Below are 19622 nucleotides of genomic sequence, written 5' to 3' on the forward strand. Positions count from 1 at the left end.
ATGAAACCTGTGTTCATTTCACTGCTGTTGATGTGTGGCTCTGCCCAGGCTGCCATGGGCCCGTTTGATGTGTATGAGCAAGCCTTGCGTAACGATCCGGTGTTTCTCGGCGCGATCAAGGAGCGCGACGCCGGCCTGGAAAACCGCACCATCGGCCGCGCCGGGCTGCTGCCCAAGCTGTCGTACAACTACAACAAGGGCCGCAACAACTCTGAGGCGCACCTGCCGGACGGGCGCGGCGGCAACTACCGCGACGACCGCAACTACAACAGTTATGGCTCGACCTTCAGCCTGCAACAGCCGTTGTTCGACTACGAAGCCTATGCCAACTACCGCAAGGGCGTGGCCCAGTCGTTGTTCGCCGATGAAAGCTTTCGCGACAAGAGCCAGGCGCTGCTGGTGCGGGTGCTGAGCTATTACACCCAGGCCTTGTTTGCCCAGGACCAGATCGACATCGCCCGCGCCAAAAAGAAGGCCTTCGAGCAGCAGTTCCAGCAAAACCAGCACCTGTTCCAGCAGGGCGAAGGCACGCGTACCGACATCCTCGAAGCCGAATCGCGTTATGAACTGGCCACTGCCGAAGAGATCCAGGCGCTGGATGAGCAGGACGCGTCGCTGAGGGAGTTGGGCGCGTTGATCGGTGTGCAGAGCGTCAACATCCAGGATTTGGCGCCGCTGAACCAAAGTTTTGCCGCCTTCACCCTGACGCCGGCCAACTACGACACCTGGCATGAACTGGCGATCACCAATAACCCGACCCTCGCTTCCCAGCGTCAGGCCGTGGAAGTGGCGCGCTATGAAGTGGAGCGCAACCGCGCCGGGCACCTGCCCAAGATCACCGCGTATGCCAGCTCGCGCAAACAGGAGTCCGACAGCGGCAACACCTACAACCAGCGCTACGACACCAACACCATCGGCATTGAAGTCAGCGTGCCGCTGTATGCCGGTGGCGGTATTTCGGCCGCCACCCGCCAAGCCAGTCGCGGCATGGAGCAGGCCGAGTACGAGCTGGAAGGCAAGACGCGCGAAACCCTGATCGAGCTGCGCCGCCAGTTCAGCGCGTGCCTGTCCGGGGTGAGCAAATTGCGCGCGTATCAAAAGGCCCTGACCTCGGCCGAGGCGCTGGTGGTATCGACCAAGCAGAGCATCCTCGGCGGCGAGCGGGTCAACCTGGATGCATTGAATGCCGAACAGCAGCTGTACAGCACCCGTCGCGACCTGGCCCAGGCGCGGTACGACTATTTGATGGCCTGGACCAAATTGCACTACTACGCGGGCAACTTGCGCGACACCGACCTGGCGAAAGTCGATGAGGCATTCGGCCCGGTGAAATGAGCAGTTATAAAAACAATAAGGATGGTTTAGATGATCACCGATTCATCACGCTTCAAACCCTTTACCGCAGGTTCCTTGCTGCTGTTGTCCGTTGCGGCACAGGCGCAATACACCGAGACCGGTTTACTGGGTAACCCCGCCAGCTGGCGTTCGGCCGAGTTCCAGAGTGACTGGGGCCTGGACCGCATGAAGGCGAATGAGGCCTACGCCGCCGGGATCAGCGGCAGCGGAGTAAAAATCGGCGCGCTGGACTCCGGGTTCGATACCGATCACCCGGAAGCCTCCAAAGACCGCTTCCACCCGGTCACGGCCACCGGCACTTACGTCAATGGCAGCGCGTTCAGTACCACCGGCGCGCTCAACCCCAACAACGACTCCCACGGCACCCACGTCACCGGCACTATGGGCGCGGCGCGTGATGGCGTGGGCATGCATGGCGTGGCGTACAACGCGCAAGTCTATGTGGGCAACACCAACGCCAACGACAGCTTCCTGTTTGGCCCCACCCCGGACCCCAAATACTTCAAGGCGGTGTACACCGCGTTGGTGGATTCCGGCGTGCGCGCCATCAATAACAGCTGGGGCAGCCAGCCGCCGGACGTCAGTTACCAGACCCTCGACGGCCTGCACGCCGCCTACGCCCAGCATTACAACCAGGGCACCTGGCTGGATGCGGCAGCGGATGTGGCCAAGGCCGGCGTGATCAATGTGTTCAGCGCCGGCAACAGTGGCTACGCGAATGCCAGCGTGCGTTCGGCGCTGCCGTACTTCCAGCCGGAACTGGAAGGCCACTGGCTGGCGGTGTCGGGCCTGGACAAGGCGAATAACCAGAAATACAACAAGTGCGGCATCGCCAAGTACTGGTGCATTTCCACCCCGGGCGCGCTGATCAACAGCACCGTTCCCGGCGGCGGTTATGGGGTGAAGTCCGGCACGTCGATGTCGGCGCCGCACGCCACCGGCGCCTTGGCGCTGGTGATGGAACGCTACCCGTACTTGAACAACGAGCAGGCGTTGCAGGTGCTGTTGACCACTGCCACGCAACTCGACGGCTCAATTACCCAGGCACCCAATACCACCGTGGGCTGGGGCGTGCCGGACCTGGGCCGGGCGATGCACGGGCCGGGGCAATTGCTCGGTTCGATGAACGTCAACCTGGCGGCCGGGCAGGGCGATGTGTGGAGCAACGGCATCACCGACCAGGCGTTGCTCCAGCGCCAGGCCGAAGACCGCGCCGAGCACACAGCCTGGCAGCAAACCCTGATCGACAAGGGCTGGCAAAACGGCGTGAGCGCAACTGCCAGTCAGCAGGACCAGACCGACTACGCGGTCGGCACCGCCCGTGATCACGCCGCCGCGAACCGCGTGTATGAAGGCAGCCTGATCAAATCCGGCGCCGGCAGTTTGCTGCTCAGCGGCGACAGCACCTACCGCGGCGCGACCAGCGTCAATGGCGGCCTGCTGGCGGTCAACGGCTCGCTGACCTCGGCCGTGACCGTGAACGACAGCGGCACCCTCGGCGGCTCCGGGCGCATCGGCGCCTTGGCGGTGAACAGCGGCGGTACCGTGGCACCGGGCAATTCGGTCGGCACCTTGCAGGTGGCGGGCGATGTGAACCTGGGGGCGGGCTCCACCTATGCGGTGGAACTGACCCCGACCAGCAGCGACCGCATTGTCGCCGGTGGCAACGCCGTACTGGGTGGCGGCACCGTCACCCTGGCGCTGGAAAACAGCCCGACGCTGCTGAGCCAGAGCCAGGTGCAAAGCCTGATCGGCCGCCAATACACCATCCTGCAGGCGGCGGGCGGTATCCAGGGGCAGTTTGGCCAAGTGCTGCCCAACTACCTGTTCCTTGGCGGCACCCTCGACTATGCGGCCAACGGCGTGCAACTGGACGTGGGGCGCAACGGAGCGACCTTTGCCAGCGTCGCCGTCAACCGTAACCAGCGCGCTGTCGCCGCCGCTGCCGAGCAACTGGGCGCGGGCAACCCGGTGTATGAAAGCCTGCTGCAGTCCGATTCGGTTGCAACCGCTCGGCAAGGCTTGCAGCAACTGTCCGGCGAGGTTTACCCGGCGATTGGCGCGATGCTGATCAACGACAGCCTGCAACTGCGTGATGCTGTGGGTGAGCGGCTGCGCCATGTACCGGTGAGCGGCGAAAGTAACCTGTGGCTCAAGGCGCTCGGGGCTTGGGGCAAGACTGACAGCCGCAGCGAAACCGCAGGCTCGACCACCTCGATCGGTGGCTTGCTGGCCGGTGTAGACGGTGCGTTGGACGAGCAGACCCGCGTAGGTGTGGTGGCAGGCTACAGCGACAGCTCCTTGAACCTGGGCAGTGGCACACACTCATCGGCGTCCATCGACAGTTACCACTTCGGTGCGTATGCCGGGCGTGAACTGGGTGACTGGCGCGTGAGCGTCGGCGGTGCCTACAGCTGGCATCGCGGTGATGTGAAACGCGACCTGCAATACGGCGACGTCAGCGGCAAGCAAAAGACCAAGCTGGATGCGCGCACGGCGCAGTTGTTCACCGAGGCGGCGTACCGCATTCACCTGCAACCGCTGGCGCTGGAGCCGTTCGCCAACCTGGCGTACGTGCACCTGGACAGTGACTCATTCCACGAAAAAGGTGACGCCGCGGCCCTGGAGCGTGGCAGTGACCGGCGTGATGCAGTGCTCAGCACCCTCGGGCTTCGCGCGTTGAAAACCTTGCCATTGAATGACCATCAGCAACTGGAGCTGTCCGGCTCGCTGGGCTGGCAGCACAGCCTCACGGCGGTGGAATCCGAAGAACATTTGGCGTTTGTTGCCGGCGGGCCGTCATTTGCCGTGCGCAGTTCGCCGTTGCTACGTGACGCGGCGCTGGTGGGCGTGCAGGCCAGCCTGGCGTTGAGCCCGACCACACGGGTCAACCTGGATTACAACGGCCAGTTGGGTGGCCGCGAGAAAACCCAGGGCGTGGGGCTGAGCCTCAACTGGCAGTTCTAGAGAACACCGCAGGTCAAAAACGGTGGGAGCTGGCACGCCAGCGCCCACATCAGATAGGCGGCGCTGAAGAAAAAGTGATTCACATACCGGCAATAAGAAAACTAAGGAAGGTCACCGTGAACAAACGCAAGTCAGGGTTAATCACCGCCACTCACACCGGCCCGGGCTACCCGCTCAAGGCCTTGAGCTGCGTGCCATACGGCGCGTTGCTGTGCTGCCTGGCAAGCCTGGGAACCGCCCAGGCCGCACCCTATGTGGAAGCGGGCAAGCTGGGCGACGCGGCCAGTTGGCGCAGCAATGAATTCAAGGCCGACTGGGGCCTGGGCGCGGTGCATGCAGATGCCGCCTACGCCGCGGGCTACACCGGCAAGGGCGTCAAGCTGGGGATCTTCGACCAGCCGGTGTACGCGCAGCACCCGGAATTCGACAGCCCCGGCAAGGTGGTGACCATTGTCACCGAGGGCATTCGCCAATACACCGACCCCTACATTCCGGTGAAGGCGGGCGATGCGTTCCGTTATGACGGCACGCCGTCCAAGGACTCCAACGGCAAGCTGGGCAACCACGGCACCCACGTCGGCGGCATTGCTGCGGGTAACCGCGATGGTGGGCCGATGCATGGCGTGGCGTTCAATGCGCAAATCCTCAGCGCCGAAAACGGCGACCCGGGCCCGGAAGACGGGATCATCCTCGGCAACGATGGCGCGGTGTACAAGGCCGGTTGGGATGGGCTGGTCGCCAATGGCGCGCGCATCATCAACAACAGCTGGGGCATCGGCATTGGTGACCAGTACGCCAAGGGCGGCCGCGATCCGGCATTCCCCAACTTCACGGTCAATGAAGCGCAGGCGCAGTTCAACGTTATCCGGCCGATCCTCGGCACGCTGGCCGGCGGGGCTTATCAAGGCGCAATCGACGCGGCCCGCAGCGGCGTGCTGACCATCTTTGCCGCCGGTAACGACTACAACCGCAACAACCCGGATGCGATGTCGGGCCTGGCCTACTTCGTGCCGGACATTGCGCCAAACTGGCTGTCGGTGGCGGCCTTGCAGCAGAACCCGGACACCGCCAGCGCTGATCCTTATGTGATCAGTACCTTCTCGTCGCGCTGCGGGTATGCGGCAAGCTTTTGCGTGTCGGCGCCCGGCACCAAGATCTTCAGCTCGATCATCAACGGCACCGATCTTTCAAACCTCACCACCGACTGGGCCAATAAAAATGGCACTTCCATGGCCGCGCCCCACGTGGCCGGCGCTGCGGCGGTGTTGATGGAACGCTTCCCGTACATGAGCGGCGATCAGGTCTCCACCGTGCTGAAAACCACCGCCACCGACCTCGGCGCGCCGGGCATCGACGCGCTGTACGGCTGGGGCATGATCAACCTGGGCAAGGCGGTCAACGGCCCGGGGATGTTCATCACCGGCGAAGATATCCCGGCCGAGTTTCGCATTGACGGCGCGTACGGCAGCGGGCAGTTCGTGGCGGATTTGCCAGGGATCGGCGCCGTGGTGGATGCCGGCAAACCGACCCAGCGCCTGTGCACGGACGTGCACTGCGGGCTGGACGTGTGGAGCAACAACATCTCCGGCCACGGCGGCCTGACCAAGCAGGGCATCGGTGCGCTGGTGCTGACCGGCAACAACACCTACAGCGGCCCGACCCTGGTTAATCAGGGCTTGCTGGCGATCAATGGCTCGGTCACCTCCGACGTCACCGTCAGCCAGAGCGGCGTGGTCGGTGGCTCGGGGCATATCGGCTCGCTGTCCGCCAAAAGCGGCGGCACCGTGGCGCCGGGTAATTCCATCGGCACCTTGAATGTGGCCGGCAATGTCACCTTCGACGCGGGCTCGACCTACGCGGTCGAGTTGTCGCCGACCAGCAGCGATCGCATCGTCGCCGGTGGCACGGCCACGCTCAATGGCGGCACCGTGACCCTGGCCCTGGAAAACAGCCCGACACTGCTGACAAACGCGCAGGCCCAGAGCCTGGTCGGTCGCCAGTACACCATCCTGCAAGCCGCGGGTGGGGTTACCGGTAGCTTCGGTGCGGTACTGCCCAACTACCTGTTTATCGGTGGCACGTTGAACTATGCCGCCAACGGTGTGCAGTTGGATGTGGCGCGTACCAACAGCTTCGCCAGTGTGGCCGTCACGCCCAACCAGCGTGCTGTCGCCGCGGCGGCAGACCAGTTGGGCGCCGGCAACGCGGTGTATGAAAGCCTGTTGCTGGCGCCGACTGCGGCCTCGGCGCAAGGCGCGTTCCAGCAACTGTCCGGCGAAATCTACCCGGCGTTGCAGAGCGCGCTGGTCAACGACAGCCGCTACGTGCGTGAAGCGGTGGGTGAGCGCCTGCGCAATGGCGAGATGGGCGCCACCAGCGAAACCCTCGACAGCCGTGGCAACGTGTGGGTCAAGGCCCTGGGCGCCTGGGGCAAGACCGACAGCCGCAGCGACACGGCGGGCTACACCACTTCGCTGGGCGGCATGCTTGTGGGCGTTGACGGTGCGTTGGACGAGGCGACCCGTATCGGTTTGGTCGCCGGTTACAGCGACACCTCGTTGAACATGGGCAACGACACCCACTCACGTGCCTCGGTCGACAGCTACCACTTTGGCGCCTATGCCGGGCATGAGATCGGTGCCTTGCGCCTGAGCGGGGGAGCGACCTACAGCTGGCATCGCGCCGATGTGAAGCGCGACCTGCAGTATGGCGATGTGGCCGGCAAGCAGAAAGTCAAAGTGGACGCGAGCAGCACGCAGGTGTTTGGCGAGGCGGCTTACCGCGTCAATCTGCAACCGCTGGCCCTGGAGCCGTTCGCCAACCTGGCTTACGTGCACCTGGACACCGATGGCTTTACCGAAAAAGGCGATGCCGCCGCGCTCAAAGGCCACGACGACCGCCGCGATGTGGTGTTGAGCACCTTGGGCATGCGTGCATTGAAGACCTTCAATGTGAACGATCACCAGCAACTGGAGGTGTCCGGCACCCTGGGCTGGCAGCACAACCTGAGTAGCACTGATTCCGAGCAGCACCTGGCGTTCGCGTCGGGCAGCCCGTCGTTCGCGGTGGAAAGCGCACCGATGGTGCGCGATGCCGCGCTGGTGGGCGCGCGGGTGAGCCTGGCCTTGAGCAAAGAGGCGCGGGTGAACTTTGACTACAACGGCCTGCTGGCCAGCAAGGACAAAGTGCACGGGGTGGGCTTGAGCCTCGACTGGGCGTTCTAAAGGTTTCATCACCTTTGCATGCGGGCCAGGTGTCAGGTGGGAGCACGCCAGCTCCCACCTGACACCTGGCCCACCGCTGAAAAGTGTTTTCGCTTTCTCTACAAATCCAACAACAGAGAGGCACTACCATGGGTATCTTTGACTATAAAAACCTTGGCACCGAGGGTTCCAAAACGTTGTTCGCCGATGCCATGGCGATCACGTTGTATTCCTATCACAACCTGGATAACGGCTTTGCCGTGGGCTACCAGCACAACGGGTTAGGCTTGGGGCTACCGGCCACGCTGGTGGGTGCGCTGCTCGGCAGCACGGACTCCCAGGGCGTGATCCCTGGCATCCCGTGGAACCCGGATTCGGAAAAAGCCGCCCTTGAGGCGGTGCAGAAAGCCGGTTGGACACCGATCAGCGCCAGTGCCCTGGGCTACGCCGGCAAGGTCGATGCGCGTGGCACCTTCTTTGGGGAAAAAGCCGGCTACACCACGGCCCAGGTCGAGGTACTCGGCAAATACGATGACGCCGGCAAGCTGCTCGAAATCGGTATCGGTTTTCGTGGCACCTCGGGGCCACGGGAAACCCTGATCAGCGACTCGATCGGCGACTTGATCAGCGATCTGCTCGCGGCCCTGGGGCCCAAGGATTACGCGAAAAACTACGCCGGCGAAGCGTTCGGCGGCTTGCTCAAGAATGTTGCCGACTACGCCGGTGCCCATGGCCTGACCGGCAAGGACGTGGTGGTCAGCGGCCACAGCCTGGGCGGGCTGGCGGTCAACAGCATGGCGGACTTGAGCAACAACAAATGGGCGGGTTTCTACAAGGACGCCAACTATGTCGCCTATGCCTCGCCGACCCAGAGTGCCGGCGACAAGGTGCTCAATATCGGTTACGAAAACGACCCGGTGTTCCGCGCGCTGGACGGCTCGTCCTTCAACCTGTCGTCACTGGGCGTGCACGACAAACCCCACGAGTCCACCACCGATAACATTGTCAGCTTCAACGACCACTACGCCTCGACGCTGTGGAATGTGATGCCGTTTTCCATCGTCAACCTGCCCACCTGGGTCTCGCATTTGCCGACGGCGTACGGCGATGGCATGACGCGCATCCTCGAGTCCGGCTTCTACGACCAGATGACCCGTGACTCCACGGTGATTGTTGCCAACCTGTCCGACCCGGCGCGGGCCAATACCTGGGTGCAGGACCTCAACCGCAATGCCGAGCCGCACAAGGGCAACACGTTCATCATCGGCAGCGATGGCAACGACCTGATCCAGGGCGGCAAGGGGGCGGACTTTATCGAGGGTGGCAAAGGCAACGACACGATCCGCGACGATAGCGGGCACAACACCTTTTTGTTCAGCGGCCACTTTGGCAATGACCGGGTGATTGGCTACCAGCCCACCGACAAACTGGTGTTCAAGGACGTGCAAGGGAGCACCGACCTGCGTGACCACGCGAAGGTGGTCGGCGCCGATACGGTGCTCACGTTTGGGGCCGACTCGGTGACGCTGGTCGGCGTGGGGCATGGCGGGCTGTGGACGGATGGTGTAGTGATCGGCTGATTACTCGCGCAACCGATCAGTGCCAGTGCTGCCCCCGCCAGCCACCGCCCCAATAGGGCCGGCGGGGGTAGCCATAGACGTAATAGTGATGTGGGTAGTAGTAAGGACGTGGCGCATAGCCCCAATGCCCGTAATAGAGCGGTGGAGGTGGTTGCACCACGATCACCCGCGGTGGCTGGCGAATGATGATGGTGTCGGCAAACGCTGGCGCGCAGGCCAAGGCCGCCAGGGTCAGGGGAATCAGCAAAAGAGCGCGTACCGTGCGGGACATGAGTGCCATGGCCGTCGTTCCTCCGTTGTGCCGCGTTTGAAAATAAAAGCGGCTTATCGGTTAAACGCCCAGGCGGGGAAAATCCTTCGGTAAATAAATCTTCATTGATCAGCGGCGCAGCCTTGCGACGGATTACGCGCGCCTCACGCGTTTAATCAGCACCTGCGAGATGTTTCGCGCGTCATATGAGGAGCTGAGCATGTCCCGACTTCGATTGCTGCTATGCGCCTTGGTATTGCTGGGGTTGGGCGGGTGTGCGGTGTACCCGGCCTATCCGGGCCCATGCTGCTACCGGCCGTACTACCACTCGTACTATTACCATCCCTACTATCACCCGTATTACCACCCGTACTATCGGTACTGAACCTGCAACAAAAAGCCCCGCATCTGCGGGGCTTTTTTTATCAGTTTTCCTTGCGTACCGTCGCTACGTCATCGGCCTTGACGCGCACATGCTTGCCAGCGATGTCGGTGAACTCGTAGAAGCCGTCGGCCGTCTTGGTTTTAGGACTGTCCTTGGTCAAATACTGCGTACCATTTTGCAATGTCACCACGGTTTGCGTTGAGCAACCGGCCAATAGCAGAAAAGTGAGTGCAACCAGCGGCAGACCCAAATTCTTCATGTTCATAACCCTTACCTTTAACCCTGAAAAGTCCCGCAGCCTATGGGGGCGGGCCGTAAATGTTACGCCATCAACTGAGCTATCTGATCCTTTTTATTAGAAAAGTTGCGTGCGCCATTTATCTATTACCGATTGCAACAACGGGTTCGCGACGGCACTCTGTATGCATAACCAGTATTTGATCAGCGCTCGACATGGCCAACCCCCTCGAAAATCCCTTGTATTACCTGCATAACTTCCGCCAAGTCCTGCAGTGGCTGGTGCAGCGCTATGCGGATTTGCTTGATGCGGACGAACAGTATTTCATTCAGCAATTTGACAGGTTGCCGCAAGCGTCACAGGCGCTGTTGGTGCGCATGGTCATGCGCAAGGGCGTGCATTTTCGCGCAAGCAAGCTCAATTACCTCGAGATTGGTTGCACACGCTCGGCCGCCCTGGCGTTGATTGAGCAGGGTTGGGTCGATGATCAAGGCGCGCTGTGCGTTGAAGAGCTGTTCGCCGTGCTGCAAAAAGGCGAAGTCCTCGCTGCCTTCAAACCCTGGATTGATCAACCCAAAGCCAAGAAAACCGACTGGCTGGCGCCACTGACGCAGCATTTTACGCAGCAGCGCAGCTTTGCCCAGTGGTGCCCCGACCTGAGCGATGCACTGTACAGCCTCACCGTGATGGACCTGTGCGACCGCTTGCGTCTGATGTTCTTTGGCAATCTGCACCAGGACTGGTCAGAGTTCGTGCTGGCCGACCTTGGCATCTACACCTACGAAAAAGTCGAGTTCTGCGCCGAGTCCCGCGGCCTGCGCACCCGTGACGACGTCGTCGGCTTTCTATTTCTGCATCAATGCCAGCAGGCCTTTGAAGCGGGGGAGGCACTGGACGGCGTACTCGCGCAAATCGCTACGCTGTGCACCGACAACCCATGGCTGGAAAAGCGTCGCGCCAAGCTGTTGTTCCAGATCGGCCAGTATTGCGAACGCAGCGCCGAACTCGACCTGGCGCAACGCATTTACCGCCAATGCGCCTATCCCGGCGCCCGGTCACGCCTGATTCGCGTGCTGGAGCGCCAGGAGGATTACCCGCAAGCCATGGCCCTGGCGTGCGCCGCGCAACAGGCTCCGGAAAGCGCCGCCGAACAGCAACACCTGGTGCGCGTGCTGCCACGCCTGCGCCGCAAGCTGGGGGAGCCGGCGCTGCCCAAGGCCAAGCCGCGGCCCGTCACGCGTCTGGACCTGGCGCTGGAGGTGCCGCAGCCGCTGATGTCGGTGGAGTACTGCGTGCAGGCGCACCTCAGCGAGCCCGATGCACCGGTGCATTACGTCGAGAATGGGCTGATCAACTCCCTGTTCGGTCTGTTGTGCTGGGAGGCGATTTTTGCACCGTTGCCCGGCTCGTTTTTCCACCCGTTCCAGCGCGGGCCGGTGGACTTGCACAGTGAAGACTTCCATCAGCGCCGCGCGCCGTTGTTCGCGGCGTGTTTCGAGCAGCTTGGCGATGAGCGTTACAAGGCCACCATCCGCCAGCGTTACGTCGACAAATGGGGCATCCAGTCGCCCTTTGTGTTCTGGAACCTGCTCAGCGAAGACCTGCTGCAGCAAGCACTGGACTGCTTGCCCGCCGAACACCTGCGCTACTGGTTTGAACGCTTGCTGCTGGACATCCGCGCCAACCGCGCCGGCATGCCGGACCTGATCCAGTTCTGGCCCGCCCAGAAGACTTACCGCATGATCGAGGTCAAGGGCCCCGGCGACCGCCTGCAGGATAACCAACTGCGCTGGCTGGAGTTCTGTGGCGAGTATCAGATGCCGGTGACTGTCTGTTATGTGCGCTGGGCGCAGTCGGCTTGAGCTACAGCGTCGCGGTGCGCGCGCTGTGTGAATTCACGGCCAAGGTCGGCGACCTCGACCTGCGCTTCACGCCGTCGCCCAGCGCCCAGGAAGGTATCGTCGGCCACCGCACCGTGGCGTCGCGGCGCAGCGCGCACTACCAGAACGAAGTCGCGCTGGAAGGCGAATACCAACAGCTCAAGGTACGGGGCAGGGCGGACGGCTACGACCCGGACAGTAATCGCCTGGAAGAAGTGAAAACCTATCGCGGCGACCTCGACGCCCAGCCCGCCAACCACCGCCAACTGCATTGGGCGCAGGTCAAGGTGTACGGCTGGTTGATGTGCCAGAAGCTTGGCCTTGGTGAAATCGACCTGGCACTGGTGTACTTCGACATCGTCGGCGAGGGCGAGACCCTGTTCAACCAGCGCTTTGCAGCGGCCGACCTCGAACTGTTCTTCAACCAGCAGTGCGCGTTGTTCCTGGGCTGGGCCCAACAGGAAATGCAGCACCGCGACGCGCGCAACGGCGCGGCCCAACGCCTGGCGTTCCCCCATGCTGACTTTCGCCCCGGCCAGCGCGCCCTGGCAGAATCGGTCTACAAAGCCGTGAGTACCGGCCGTTGCCTGATGGCGCAGGCGCCCACTGGCATCGGCAAAACCGTCGGCACGATCTTTCCGCTGCTCAAGGCCCTGGCGCCGCAGCAGCTGGACAAGGTGTTCTTCCTCACCGCCAAGACGCCGGGCCGCAAGCTGGCCCTGGACGCCGCCCAAGTCCTCTACGACAGCAGCCCCGATTTGCCGCTGCGCGTGCTCGAACTGGTGGCGCGGGACAAGGCCTGCGAACACCTGGACAAAGCTTGCCATGGCGATTCCTGCCCCTTGGCCAAAGGCTTTTACGATCGCCTGCCGGCCGCGCGCACGGCCGCGTCCAAGGTGCGCCTGCTGGACCAGCGCAACCTGCGCGACGTGGCGCTGGCCCATGATGTTTGCCCGTATTACCTGAGCCAGGAAATGGCGCGCTGGACCGACCTGGTGGTGGCTGACTACAACTACTATTTCGACTTTGGCGCCATGCTGTTCGGCCTGGCCCAGTTGAACCAATGGCGCGCCGCCGTGCTGGTGGACGAAGCCCACAACCTGGTGGAGCGTGCGCGTTCGATGTACAGCGCCAGCCTCGACCAATACAGCCTCAAGACCCTGCGCGACAGCGCACCCGAGCCGCTGAAGAAACCCTTGCAACGCCTGAACCGCGAATGGAACGCCCTGCATAAGGACCAGCTCGCGCCATACCAGGCCTACGCCACCAAACCCGAAAAACTGCTGCAGGCCCTGAGCCTCTGCGCCAGCGCCATGGGCGACTACTTCAACGATCACCCCGAAGCCCTCAGCGGCGAGCTGCAGGCGTTTTATTTCGAAGCGCTGCAATTTGCCAAAGTCGCCGAACTGTTCAACGAACACTTCATCTTTGATATCAGCAAACGTCAGTTCGGTGGCAAGCGCAGTGCTTCAACCCTGTGCCTGCGCAATGTGGTGCCGGCCGAATTCATTCGGCCCAGGCTGACCGCCGCGCGCAGCAGCGTGTTGTTTTCCGCGACCCTGAGCCCACGCCACTATTACGCCGACCTGCTCGGCCTGCCGGCCGATACTGCGTGGATCGATGTGGAATCGCCGTTCAAGGCCGAGCAATTGCAGGTGCGTATCGTCGATGCGATTTCCACGCGGTTTGTGCACCGCCAAGCCTCGCTGGCACCGATCGTGGAGCTCATCGCCGGGCAATTCGCGCAACGGCCCGGCAACTACCTGGCGTTTTTCTCAAGCTTCGATTACCTGCAACAGGTGGCGCAGTTAATGGCCGAGCGCCACCCGCAGGTGGCGCTGTGGTTGCAGTCACGCGGTATGGCCGAGGCCGAACGGCAGGGGTTCCTCAACCAGTTTACCCAGCACAGCCAGGGCATCGGCTTTGCCGTGCTGGGCGGTGCGTTTGGCGAAGGCATTGATTTGCCCGGCGCACGCTTGATTGGCGCCTTCATCGCCACCTTGGGTTTGCCGCAACTGAACCCGATCAACGAACAGATGAAAGCGCGCATGGCGTCGATTTTCGGCTCCGGTTACGACTACACCTACCTGTACCCCGGCATTCAGAAAGTGGTGCAGGCGGCGGGGCGCGTGATTCGCAGCCAGCAGGATGAGGGCGTGGTGATGTTGATTGACGACCGCTTTGGCGAAGCGCGGGTTCGCCAATTGTTGCCGCGCTGGTGGGCGCCCGTCACTCAAGCGTGATGCCGCTCAGTTGCTCATTCAGCGCCCAGCGTTTTTCGGCTTGCTGCGGATCGATCGCCCAGGCGTGAATGCCGCTGCGCTGGGTGTGATCTTCGGTGGGAGTGGCGACTTCACAGTCCTCGCAATACAGGCCGCCCATTCCTTCAAGTTGCGGGCTGACGCCACACCACACCAGCGTGGCGGCGCCTTGTGCGGGGCTTTTGTAATGGCTGGCCGCGCGCACAGTGCCGTGTTCATCCAGCGCGCCGACGAACGCCAAGTCCTTGTTGTCCAGATGCCGAACCAGGTCAGTAAGGATTTCGTCGGGGTGCACCGATTCAACACCTTGTATGCCGTGCAGATTGCGCTGCGCCTTTTGCGCGTCACGTGCAGGGACGATCACCCGTGCTCCGGCACTTGCAAGTGCGCGAGTGGCCTCCAGACCAATTCCTGAGTAACCGCCGGTGACGATGGCGGTCATACCGCGCAAGTCTTTAGCGGCCAACGCTTGCAGCGCGGTGGTACTGGCACCAAAACCACTGTTGAGGGGGGCTTGTTTGCGCGTCATAGCAATTCTCCATTTGGGGTAGGGCTATGTTCTTCTTCGGCGGTCGGACGCGGAATGCCCTAAAGTCTGTGTTTCTATCGCGATCGTCCGGAGATTTTTCTTGTGGATACTCTCTCCGAGGTATTGGCCCTCTTGAAAAGCCACCGCACGCTGTTCGCGGGCTTGAAGGCCGGCGGCACGTGGGCGGTGAATTTTCCGGCGCCGCAGGGCATCAAGTTCAATGCCGTGGTGGAGGGCAACTGTTGGCTGGAAGTGGAGGGCGAGCCGGTGCCCATCGCCTTGAGCGAGGGCGATTGTTTTTTACTGACACACAACCGCCCGTGGAGATTGTCCAGCAACCTTGCGCGGGAGGGCGTTGACGCGCGCGACGTTTACCGCGAGGCGGTGGACGGCATCGCCCGCGTGGGCGACGCGCAGGATTTGTTTCTGATTGGTGGGCTGTTCACCTACGGCGATGATGCGCGTTTGTTGCTCGATGGGTTGCCGCCGGTGGTGCGTATCAGCGCCAGGTCCGAACAGGCCGGTGTGTTGCGCTGGTGCCTGGAGCGGCTGGCCCTGGAATATGCCGGCCCAAGACTCGGCGCGGCATTGATGACCGAGCATTTGGCGCAAATGATGCTGGTGCAAATCCTGCGGCTCTATCAATCTTCCCTGGGTGCCAGCACTCAAGGCTGGTTGGCGGCATTGACCGATCCTCGGCTGGCACCGGTACTTGCGCAAGTGCACGCCGCACCGGCGCGGCGTTGGACCTTGAGCGACATGGCCGGCATTGCCAATCAGTCCCGTTCGACGTTTGCCTTGCGCTTCAAGCAGCAGGTCGGAATGGCCCCTCAGGAGTACCTGACCCGCTGGCGCATGCACCTGGCGATAAAGGCCTTGAACACCTCCGGCAGCAGTGTGTCCAGCATCGGCCAGGCGTTGGGGTACCAGTCGGACAGCGCCTTCAGCAGCGTATTCAAACGTCAGATGAAGTGCACACCACGCGAATACCGCGAGCGCTCCCTCCATAACCTTCACACCATCGATCACAAGGAAGCCAGTGATGAGCGATATCCAGCATGACAAGGCTCAGGTCAACGGTATTGAGTTGAGCGTCCACATCGCCGGGCCCGAGCACGGCCAGCCGATCTGGCTGCTGCACGGGTTTCCGGAGTGCTGGCACTCCTGGCGCGAGCAGATTCGCGCGCTGGCCGGCGCCGGGTATCGGGTGTTCGCGCCCGACATGCGCGGCTACGGCGAATCGAGTTCGCCTGCCGAGGTCGCCGATTACGAGTTACTGACCTTGTGTGCCGATATTCAGCAGGCCATGGACCATTTCGGCCATCAACAGGTGGTGATGGTCGGCCACGACTGGGGCGCCGTGGTGGCCTGGCATCTGGCGTTACTGGAGCCTGTGCGGGTCGCCCGCTTGATCACAATGTCCGTACCGTTTGCCGGACGTGCGCGGCGCCCGGTGATCGAGATCATGCGCGAGCTGTACGCCGAGCGCTTCAACTACATCCTGTATTTCCAGGCACCGGGCGTAGCCGAGCGGGAACTGGATGCCGACAGCGAACGCACGTTGCGGCTGTTCATGCAGGATCAGGACGTGTTCCTGCAGAAAAAGCCAGCCAACGCCACCCTGTTCGACGGCGTCTCGGCCCCCGGCGCATTGCCGACGTGGTGTACTCAAGCGGACTTGGACGTTTACGTGCAAACCTTCAGCAAGTGCGGTTTTCGTGGCCCGCTGAACTGGTATCGCAACTTTGAGCGCAACTGGCAGCGCACCGAGTTCCTCGCCGGCCAGCCCGTGCTGCAACCCACATTATTCCTGATTGGCGACCGTGATCCGGTCGGCGTGTTTGAAGCCCACACCCTCAAGCGCATGCCCGACGCAGTGCCCAACCTGCACCAGCAGGTGTTGGCCAACTGCGGTCACTGGATCCAGAACGAACAGGCCGAGCGGGTCAACGCGCTGATGCTCGCGTTTCTAGGGAGAACCTGAAGGTCGCCCCATGGCCTGGGCGCTCCACCAGTTGGATGCTGCGCCCGTGCAATTGCAGGATACGGTGCACGATGCGCAGGCCCAGGCCGCCATCGCGGCGTGCGCCGCCGATGGTGAACGCGCGCAGGAACAGGCCTTCGCGCAGCTGCGCGTCAATGCCCGGGCCGCTGTCGCTGACGGTCACCGCCACACAAGTAGCCTCGGGTGCCAGGATCACTTCGACTTCACCGTTTACCGGGGTGTGCCGCAAGGCGTTGTCGAGCAAGTTGGTCAGCACACGTTCGATCAGGCCCAGGTCGGCCAGCACCGTTGGCACCTGTGGCGGCAGCGTGGCGGTGAGGGTAATGCAGCGGGCTTCGGCGGTGAGTGCGAATTTCTGGAAGATGTCTTGCACCAGGTCCGGCAGGGAAAAGCCTTCGATTACCGGCTGCACAAAACCATGCTCCAGGCGCACCAGCTCCAGCAATGACTGGGCCAACCCGCCCACCTTGCGGCTTTGGTCGAGGGCGATGCCCAGGTAACGGCGGCGCTCGTCGGGGCTGAGGCTGGCGTCCTTGAGGGACAGCGTTTCCAGATAGCCGTGCAGCGACGCCAACGGCGTGCGCAGGTCATGGGAGATGTTCGCGACCATTTCGCGGCGTTCCTGGTCCTGATGGGTGATGGCGCGCCATTGTTCGCCCAGGCGGTTTTCCATTTGCACGAAGGCATGGTCGAGTACTGCGATTTCATCGCCGCTGTCGAGTTCGGGGGTGTTGATTTGCGCAGGTTTAGGGGCGCCGTTGATGTCGAATCGGCCCACCTTGTCGGTGAGCTGGCGCAGCGGTCGGGTAATCCAGGCAAAGGCGATCAAGCCGGCCAACAGGCAGAGCAGGGCGACCAGGCCGATGGACCACAAGGCAATCTTCAACGCCATGCCGGTCGCGTCTTTGGCGTCGTACACATCATGGGCTTCGCCCAGCAGCACCACGTACAGAAAGCCGGTTTGCTGGCCGTTGGCCTTGAGCGGCGCCGCGCTGAATACCTTGCGCCCATCGACACTGCGCGGGTCATCGCCGAGGATCGGCAGTATCGCGCCGCTGAGGAATCGGCGCACCGGTGCGAGGTCGACCTTGTCGCGCAGCAAATGCCCGCTGGGCGCGGCATTCCCGACCACACGCCCGTCATTATCGAGCAAGTACACCTCGACACTCGGGTTGACCAGCATCAACTGGCTGAACAGGTTGCGCACCGCCTCGGGCTTGAGGCCGTCGGCGTCCATCAGTTGAGTGTCGCGGGCAATATGCGCCGCCAGGTCGCGCGACAGGCCTTGCACCACTTCCAGTTCATGCATGCGGTTGGAGCGCACCTGCAGCCATGCCGAGGTGCCGCTGCAAATCACCAGCAGCACGGCGAACACCACCGACAGGCGCTGGGTCAGGGTCAGTTTCATGACGCACTCTCGGCAAACTTGTAGCCCCGGCCCCATACCGTGAGGATGAGCACCGGGTTGGCCGGGTCGGCTTCGACTTTGGCGCGCAGGCGGTTGATGTGCGTGTTCACGGTGTGTTCATAGCCTTCGTGGCTGTAGCCCCACACCGCGTTGAGCAGGTCCATGCGCGAAAATACCTTGCCCGGCTGGCGGGCGAAGAAATACAGCAGGTCGAACTCGCGCGGCGTGAGGTCCAGGCGCTGGCCTTGCAGGGTCGCATCGCGGGTCAGCGGGTTGATGAACAGCTGGCCGAGGTCAAGGCTGCCGGCGTCCATCTTCAAGTTGCGCGCCATTGCATCCACGCGGCGCAGTAGTGCCTTGACCCGTGCGACCAGCTCGGGCATCGAAAACGGCTTGGCCAGGTAATCGTCGGCGCCCAGCTCCAGCCCAAGGATGCGGTGCAACTCGCTGGAGCGCGCGCTGGTGATGATGATCGGGGTGTAGCGCGTCATGGCGCGGGCACGCCGGCAGATTTCCAGGCCGTCGACGCCGGGCAGCATCAAGTCGAGGATCAACGCATCCCAGCCGCCTTGCTCGAGCAGGCGCAGGCCTTCGTTGCCATCGGCGCTGTGCACCACCTCAAACTGCTCGTCGCGCAGGTGCAGGCAGATCAAGTCGGCGATATGGGCATCGTCCTCGACCACCAGGACACGTTTGGGCTGATCCATGTTGGAAACCTTCAGAAACCTTCACTTGTAGTCCGCGCATTGTGCGGGTTTTGCAACAGTGTAGTTATCACGAATTGTTTAACTCTGCGTGAGGATTTCGCGACCGCCCATGGCCCAGGATCACCTCAATGCAAAGGCGCCGGTTACGACAAGACAAGCTTTTACGGCGAGCCAGATCCCCGTGGCGAGCGGGCTTGCCCCGCGTCGGGCTGCGCAGCGGCCCCAAAAAACCGGGAGCGCCACACACTCCAACGCGGGACAAGCCCGCTCGCCACACCAACCCTGCAGCCACACGATCAGCGCCAGCCATCAATGAGGAAAATCCCATGTATTCACGCCGACAAATACTCCTGGCCACCGGCGGCCTGGGTGTCGCCGTCCTGGCCGGCGGCCTGCTCAAACAGCTCAACCTGGTCACCGACGCCGAAGCCGCCGAAACCTTCGAGGTCAACCACACCGAGGCTCAGTGGCGCAGCCTGCTCAGCGCCGAGCAATTCGACATTCTGCGCGAGGAGGGCACCGAACGGCCTTACACCAGCCCGCTCAACGACGAACACCGCACGGGCACTTTCGCCTGCGCCGGCTGCGCGCTGCCGCTGTTCTCCTCGGCCACCAAATTCGACAGCCACACCGGCTGGCCAAGCTTCTGGCAGCCACTGGACAACGCGGTCGCCAGCCACGTCGACACCTCCTTCGGCGTGGTGCGCAAGGAAATTCACTGCCGCCGCTGTGGTGGCCACCAAGGGCACGTCTTCGACGATGGCCCTGCACCCACCGGCCTGCGCTATTGCATGAATGGCGCGGCCATGACGTTCACGGCGGCTTAAGCCGATGCTTATCAATACTTATAAGG

At 62.6% G+C, this 19622-nt stretch carries 15 protein-coding genes; 10 read left to right on the top strand and 5 right to left on the bottom strand.

The features are described 5' to 3' along the window. The 4 genes from FPT15_RS10280 (at nucleotide 1) to FPT15_RS10295 (ending at nucleotide 9106) form a co-directional block, all read left to right on the top strand. On the top strand, nucleotides 1-1335 hold the full coding sequence (locus tag FPT15_RS10280; protein ID WP_145160562.1) for a TolC family outer membrane protein: 1335 nt from the start codon (nucleotides 1-3) through the stop codon (nucleotides 1333-1335). Nucleotides 1336-1365: 30 nt separating this feature from the next. Beyond that, complete coding sequence (locus tag FPT15_RS10285; protein ID WP_145160564.1) at nucleotides 1366-4323, top strand: autotransporter serine protease; 2958 nt, start codon at nucleotides 1366-1368, stop codon at nucleotides 4321-4323. A 116-nt stretch (nucleotides 4324-4439) separates the two neighbouring features. Then, nucleotides 4440-7547: an autotransporter domain-containing protein gene (locus tag FPT15_RS10290; protein ID WP_145160566.1), complete on the top strand. Its 3108-nt coding sequence runs from the start codon at nucleotides 4440-4442 to the stop codon at nucleotides 7545-7547. Between the two features lie 128 nt (nucleotides 7548-7675). Then, a complete protein-coding gene (locus tag FPT15_RS10295) occupies nucleotides 7676-9106 on the top strand; it encodes a lipase (RefSeq protein WP_145160568.1) in 1431 nt (476 codons plus the stop codon). Nucleotides 9107-9122: 16 nt separating this feature from the next. Here the strand turns inward: FPT15_RS10295 and FPT15_RS10300 are convergent, their stop codons facing one another. After that, a complete protein-coding gene (locus FPT15_RS10300; RefSeq protein WP_145160569.1) occupies nucleotides 9123-9386 on the bottom strand; it encodes a hypothetical protein in 264 nt (87 codons plus the stop codon). 190 nt (nucleotides 9387-9576) lie between these two features. Here FPT15_RS10300 and FPT15_RS29745 point away from each other — a divergent pair, with 190 nt between their 5' ends. After that, the gene (locus tag FPT15_RS29745; RefSeq protein ID WP_164487936.1) at nucleotides 9577-9741 is read left to right on the top strand and encodes a hypothetical protein; all 165 of its coding nucleotides are present in this window, start codon (nucleotides 9577-9579) and stop codon (nucleotides 9739-9741) included. 40 nt (nucleotides 9742-9781) lie between these two features. Here FPT15_RS29745 and FPT15_RS10305 read toward each other — a convergent pair whose 3' ends face one another. After that, nucleotides 9782-10006, bottom strand: coding sequence for a YgdI/YgdR family lipoprotein (locus FPT15_RS10305; RefSeq protein ID WP_145160571.1), 225 nt, complete (start codon nucleotides 10004-10006; stop codon nucleotides 9782-9784). A gap of 188 nt (nucleotides 10007-10194) precedes the next feature. Between FPT15_RS10305 and FPT15_RS10310 the strand changes: the two genes are divergently transcribed. Beyond that, on the top strand, nucleotides 10195-11841 hold the full coding sequence (locus FPT15_RS10310; protein WP_145160573.1) for a VRR-NUC domain-containing protein: 1647 nt from the start codon (nucleotides 10195-10197) through the stop codon (nucleotides 11839-11841). Continuing rightward, entirely contained in the window at nucleotides 11838-14102 is a 2265-nt protein-coding gene (locus tag FPT15_RS10315) for an ATP-dependent DNA helicase (RefSeq protein ID WP_145160575.1), read from the top strand. Before FPT15_RS10310 ends, FPT15_RS10315 begins: the two co-directional genes overlap by 4 nt. On the opposite strand, the gene FPT15_RS10320 is transcribed toward FPT15_RS10315, so the two are convergent. Continuing rightward, complete coding sequence (locus tag FPT15_RS10320) at nucleotides 14089-14649, bottom strand: SDR family NAD(P)-dependent oxidoreductase (protein WP_145160577.1); 561 nt, start codon at nucleotides 14647-14649, stop codon at nucleotides 14089-14091. The two genes, FPT15_RS10315 and FPT15_RS10320, sit on opposite strands and share 14 nt — an antisense overlap. Nucleotides 14650-14751: 102 nt before the next feature. Between FPT15_RS10320 and FPT15_RS10325 the strand changes: the two genes are divergently transcribed. Continuing rightward, nucleotides 14752-15711, top strand: a complete 960-nt coding sequence (locus tag FPT15_RS10325) for an AraC family transcriptional regulator (protein WP_145160579.1) — start codon at nucleotides 14752-14754, stop codon at nucleotides 15709-15711. After that, the gene (locus tag FPT15_RS10330; protein ID WP_145160581.1) at nucleotides 15692-16633 is read left to right on the top strand and encodes an alpha/beta fold hydrolase; all 942 of its coding nucleotides are present in this window, start codon (nucleotides 15692-15694) and stop codon (nucleotides 16631-16633) included. Before FPT15_RS10325 ends, FPT15_RS10330 begins: the two co-directional genes overlap by 20 nt. On the opposite strand, the gene FPT15_RS10335 is transcribed toward FPT15_RS10330, so the two are convergent. Beyond that, nucleotides 16596-18062: a HAMP domain-containing sensor histidine kinase gene (locus FPT15_RS10335; protein ID WP_145160583.1), complete on the bottom strand. Its 1467-nt coding sequence runs from the start codon at nucleotides 18060-18062 to the stop codon at nucleotides 16596-16598. The two genes, FPT15_RS10330 and FPT15_RS10335, sit on opposite strands and share 38 nt — an antisense overlap. Then, nucleotides 18059-18769 (bottom strand): response regulator transcription factor, encoded by a 711-nt coding sequence (locus tag FPT15_RS10340; protein ID WP_145160585.1) that lies wholly within the window; start codon nucleotides 18767-18769, stop codon nucleotides 18059-18061. The genes FPT15_RS10335 and FPT15_RS10340 overlap by 4 nt, the downstream gene beginning before the upstream one ends. A 326-nt stretch (nucleotides 18770-19095) precedes the next feature. Here FPT15_RS10340 and msrB point away from each other — a divergent pair, with 326 nt between their 5' ends. After that, complete coding sequence (gene msrB / locus FPT15_RS10345; RefSeq protein ID WP_119740560.1) at nucleotides 19096-19596, top strand: peptide-methionine (R)-S-oxide reductase MsrB; 501 nt, start codon at nucleotides 19096-19098, stop codon at nucleotides 19594-19596. The last annotated feature ends 26 nt before the right edge of the window (nucleotides 19597-19622 follow it).

This window comes from Pseudomonas sp. RGB, from assembly GCF_007713445.1.
Lineage (GTDB): Bacteria > Pseudomonadota > Gammaproteobacteria > Pseudomonadales > Pseudomonadaceae > Aquipseudomonas.

Bases quoted from the DNA above. Each gene is read 5' to 3' on its own strand.
- FPT15_RS10280 (WP_145160562.1), top strand. From the start codon at position 1: ATGAAACCTGTGTTCATTTCACTGCTGTTGATGTGTGGCTCTGCCCAG.
- FPT15_RS10285 (WP_145160564.1), top strand. From the start codon at position 1,366: ATGATCACCGATTCATCACGCTTCAAACCCTTTACCGCAGGTTCCTTG.
- FPT15_RS10295 (WP_145160568.1), top strand. From the start codon at position 7,676: ATGGGTATCTTTGACTATAAAAACCTTGGCACCGAGGGTTCCAAAACG.
- FPT15_RS10300 (WP_145160569.1), bottom strand. From the start codon at position 9,386: ATGGCACTCATGTCCCGCACGGTACGCGCTCTTTTGCTGATTCCCCTG.
- FPT15_RS29745 (WP_164487936.1), top strand. From the start codon at position 9,577: ATGTCCCGACTTCGATTGCTGCTATGCGCCTTGGTATTGCTGGGGTTG.
- FPT15_RS10305 (WP_145160571.1), bottom strand. From the start codon at position 10,006: ATGAACATGAAGAATTTGGGTCTGCCGCTGGTTGCACTCACTTTTCTG.
- FPT15_RS10310 (WP_145160573.1), top strand. From the start codon at position 10,195: ATGGCCAACCCCCTCGAAAATCCCTTGTATTACCTGCATAACTTCCGC.
- FPT15_RS10320 (WP_145160577.1), bottom strand. From the start codon at position 14,649: ATGACGCGCAAACAAGCCCCCCTCAACAGTGGTTTTGGTGCCAGTACC.
- FPT15_RS10330 (WP_145160581.1), top strand. From the start codon at position 15,692: ATGAGCGATATCCAGCATGACAAGGCTCAGGTCAACGGTATTGAGTTG.
- FPT15_RS10335 (WP_145160583.1), bottom strand. From the start codon at position 18,062: ATGAAACTGACCCTGACCCAGCGCCTGTCGGTGGTGTTCGCCGTGCTG.
- FPT15_RS10340 (WP_145160585.1), bottom strand. From the start codon at position 18,769: ATGGATCAGCCCAAACGTGTCCTGGTGGTCGAGGACGATGCCCATATC.
- msrB (WP_119740560.1), top strand. From the start codon at position 19,096: ATGTATTCACGCCGACAAATACTCCTGGCCACCGGCGGCCTGGGTGTC.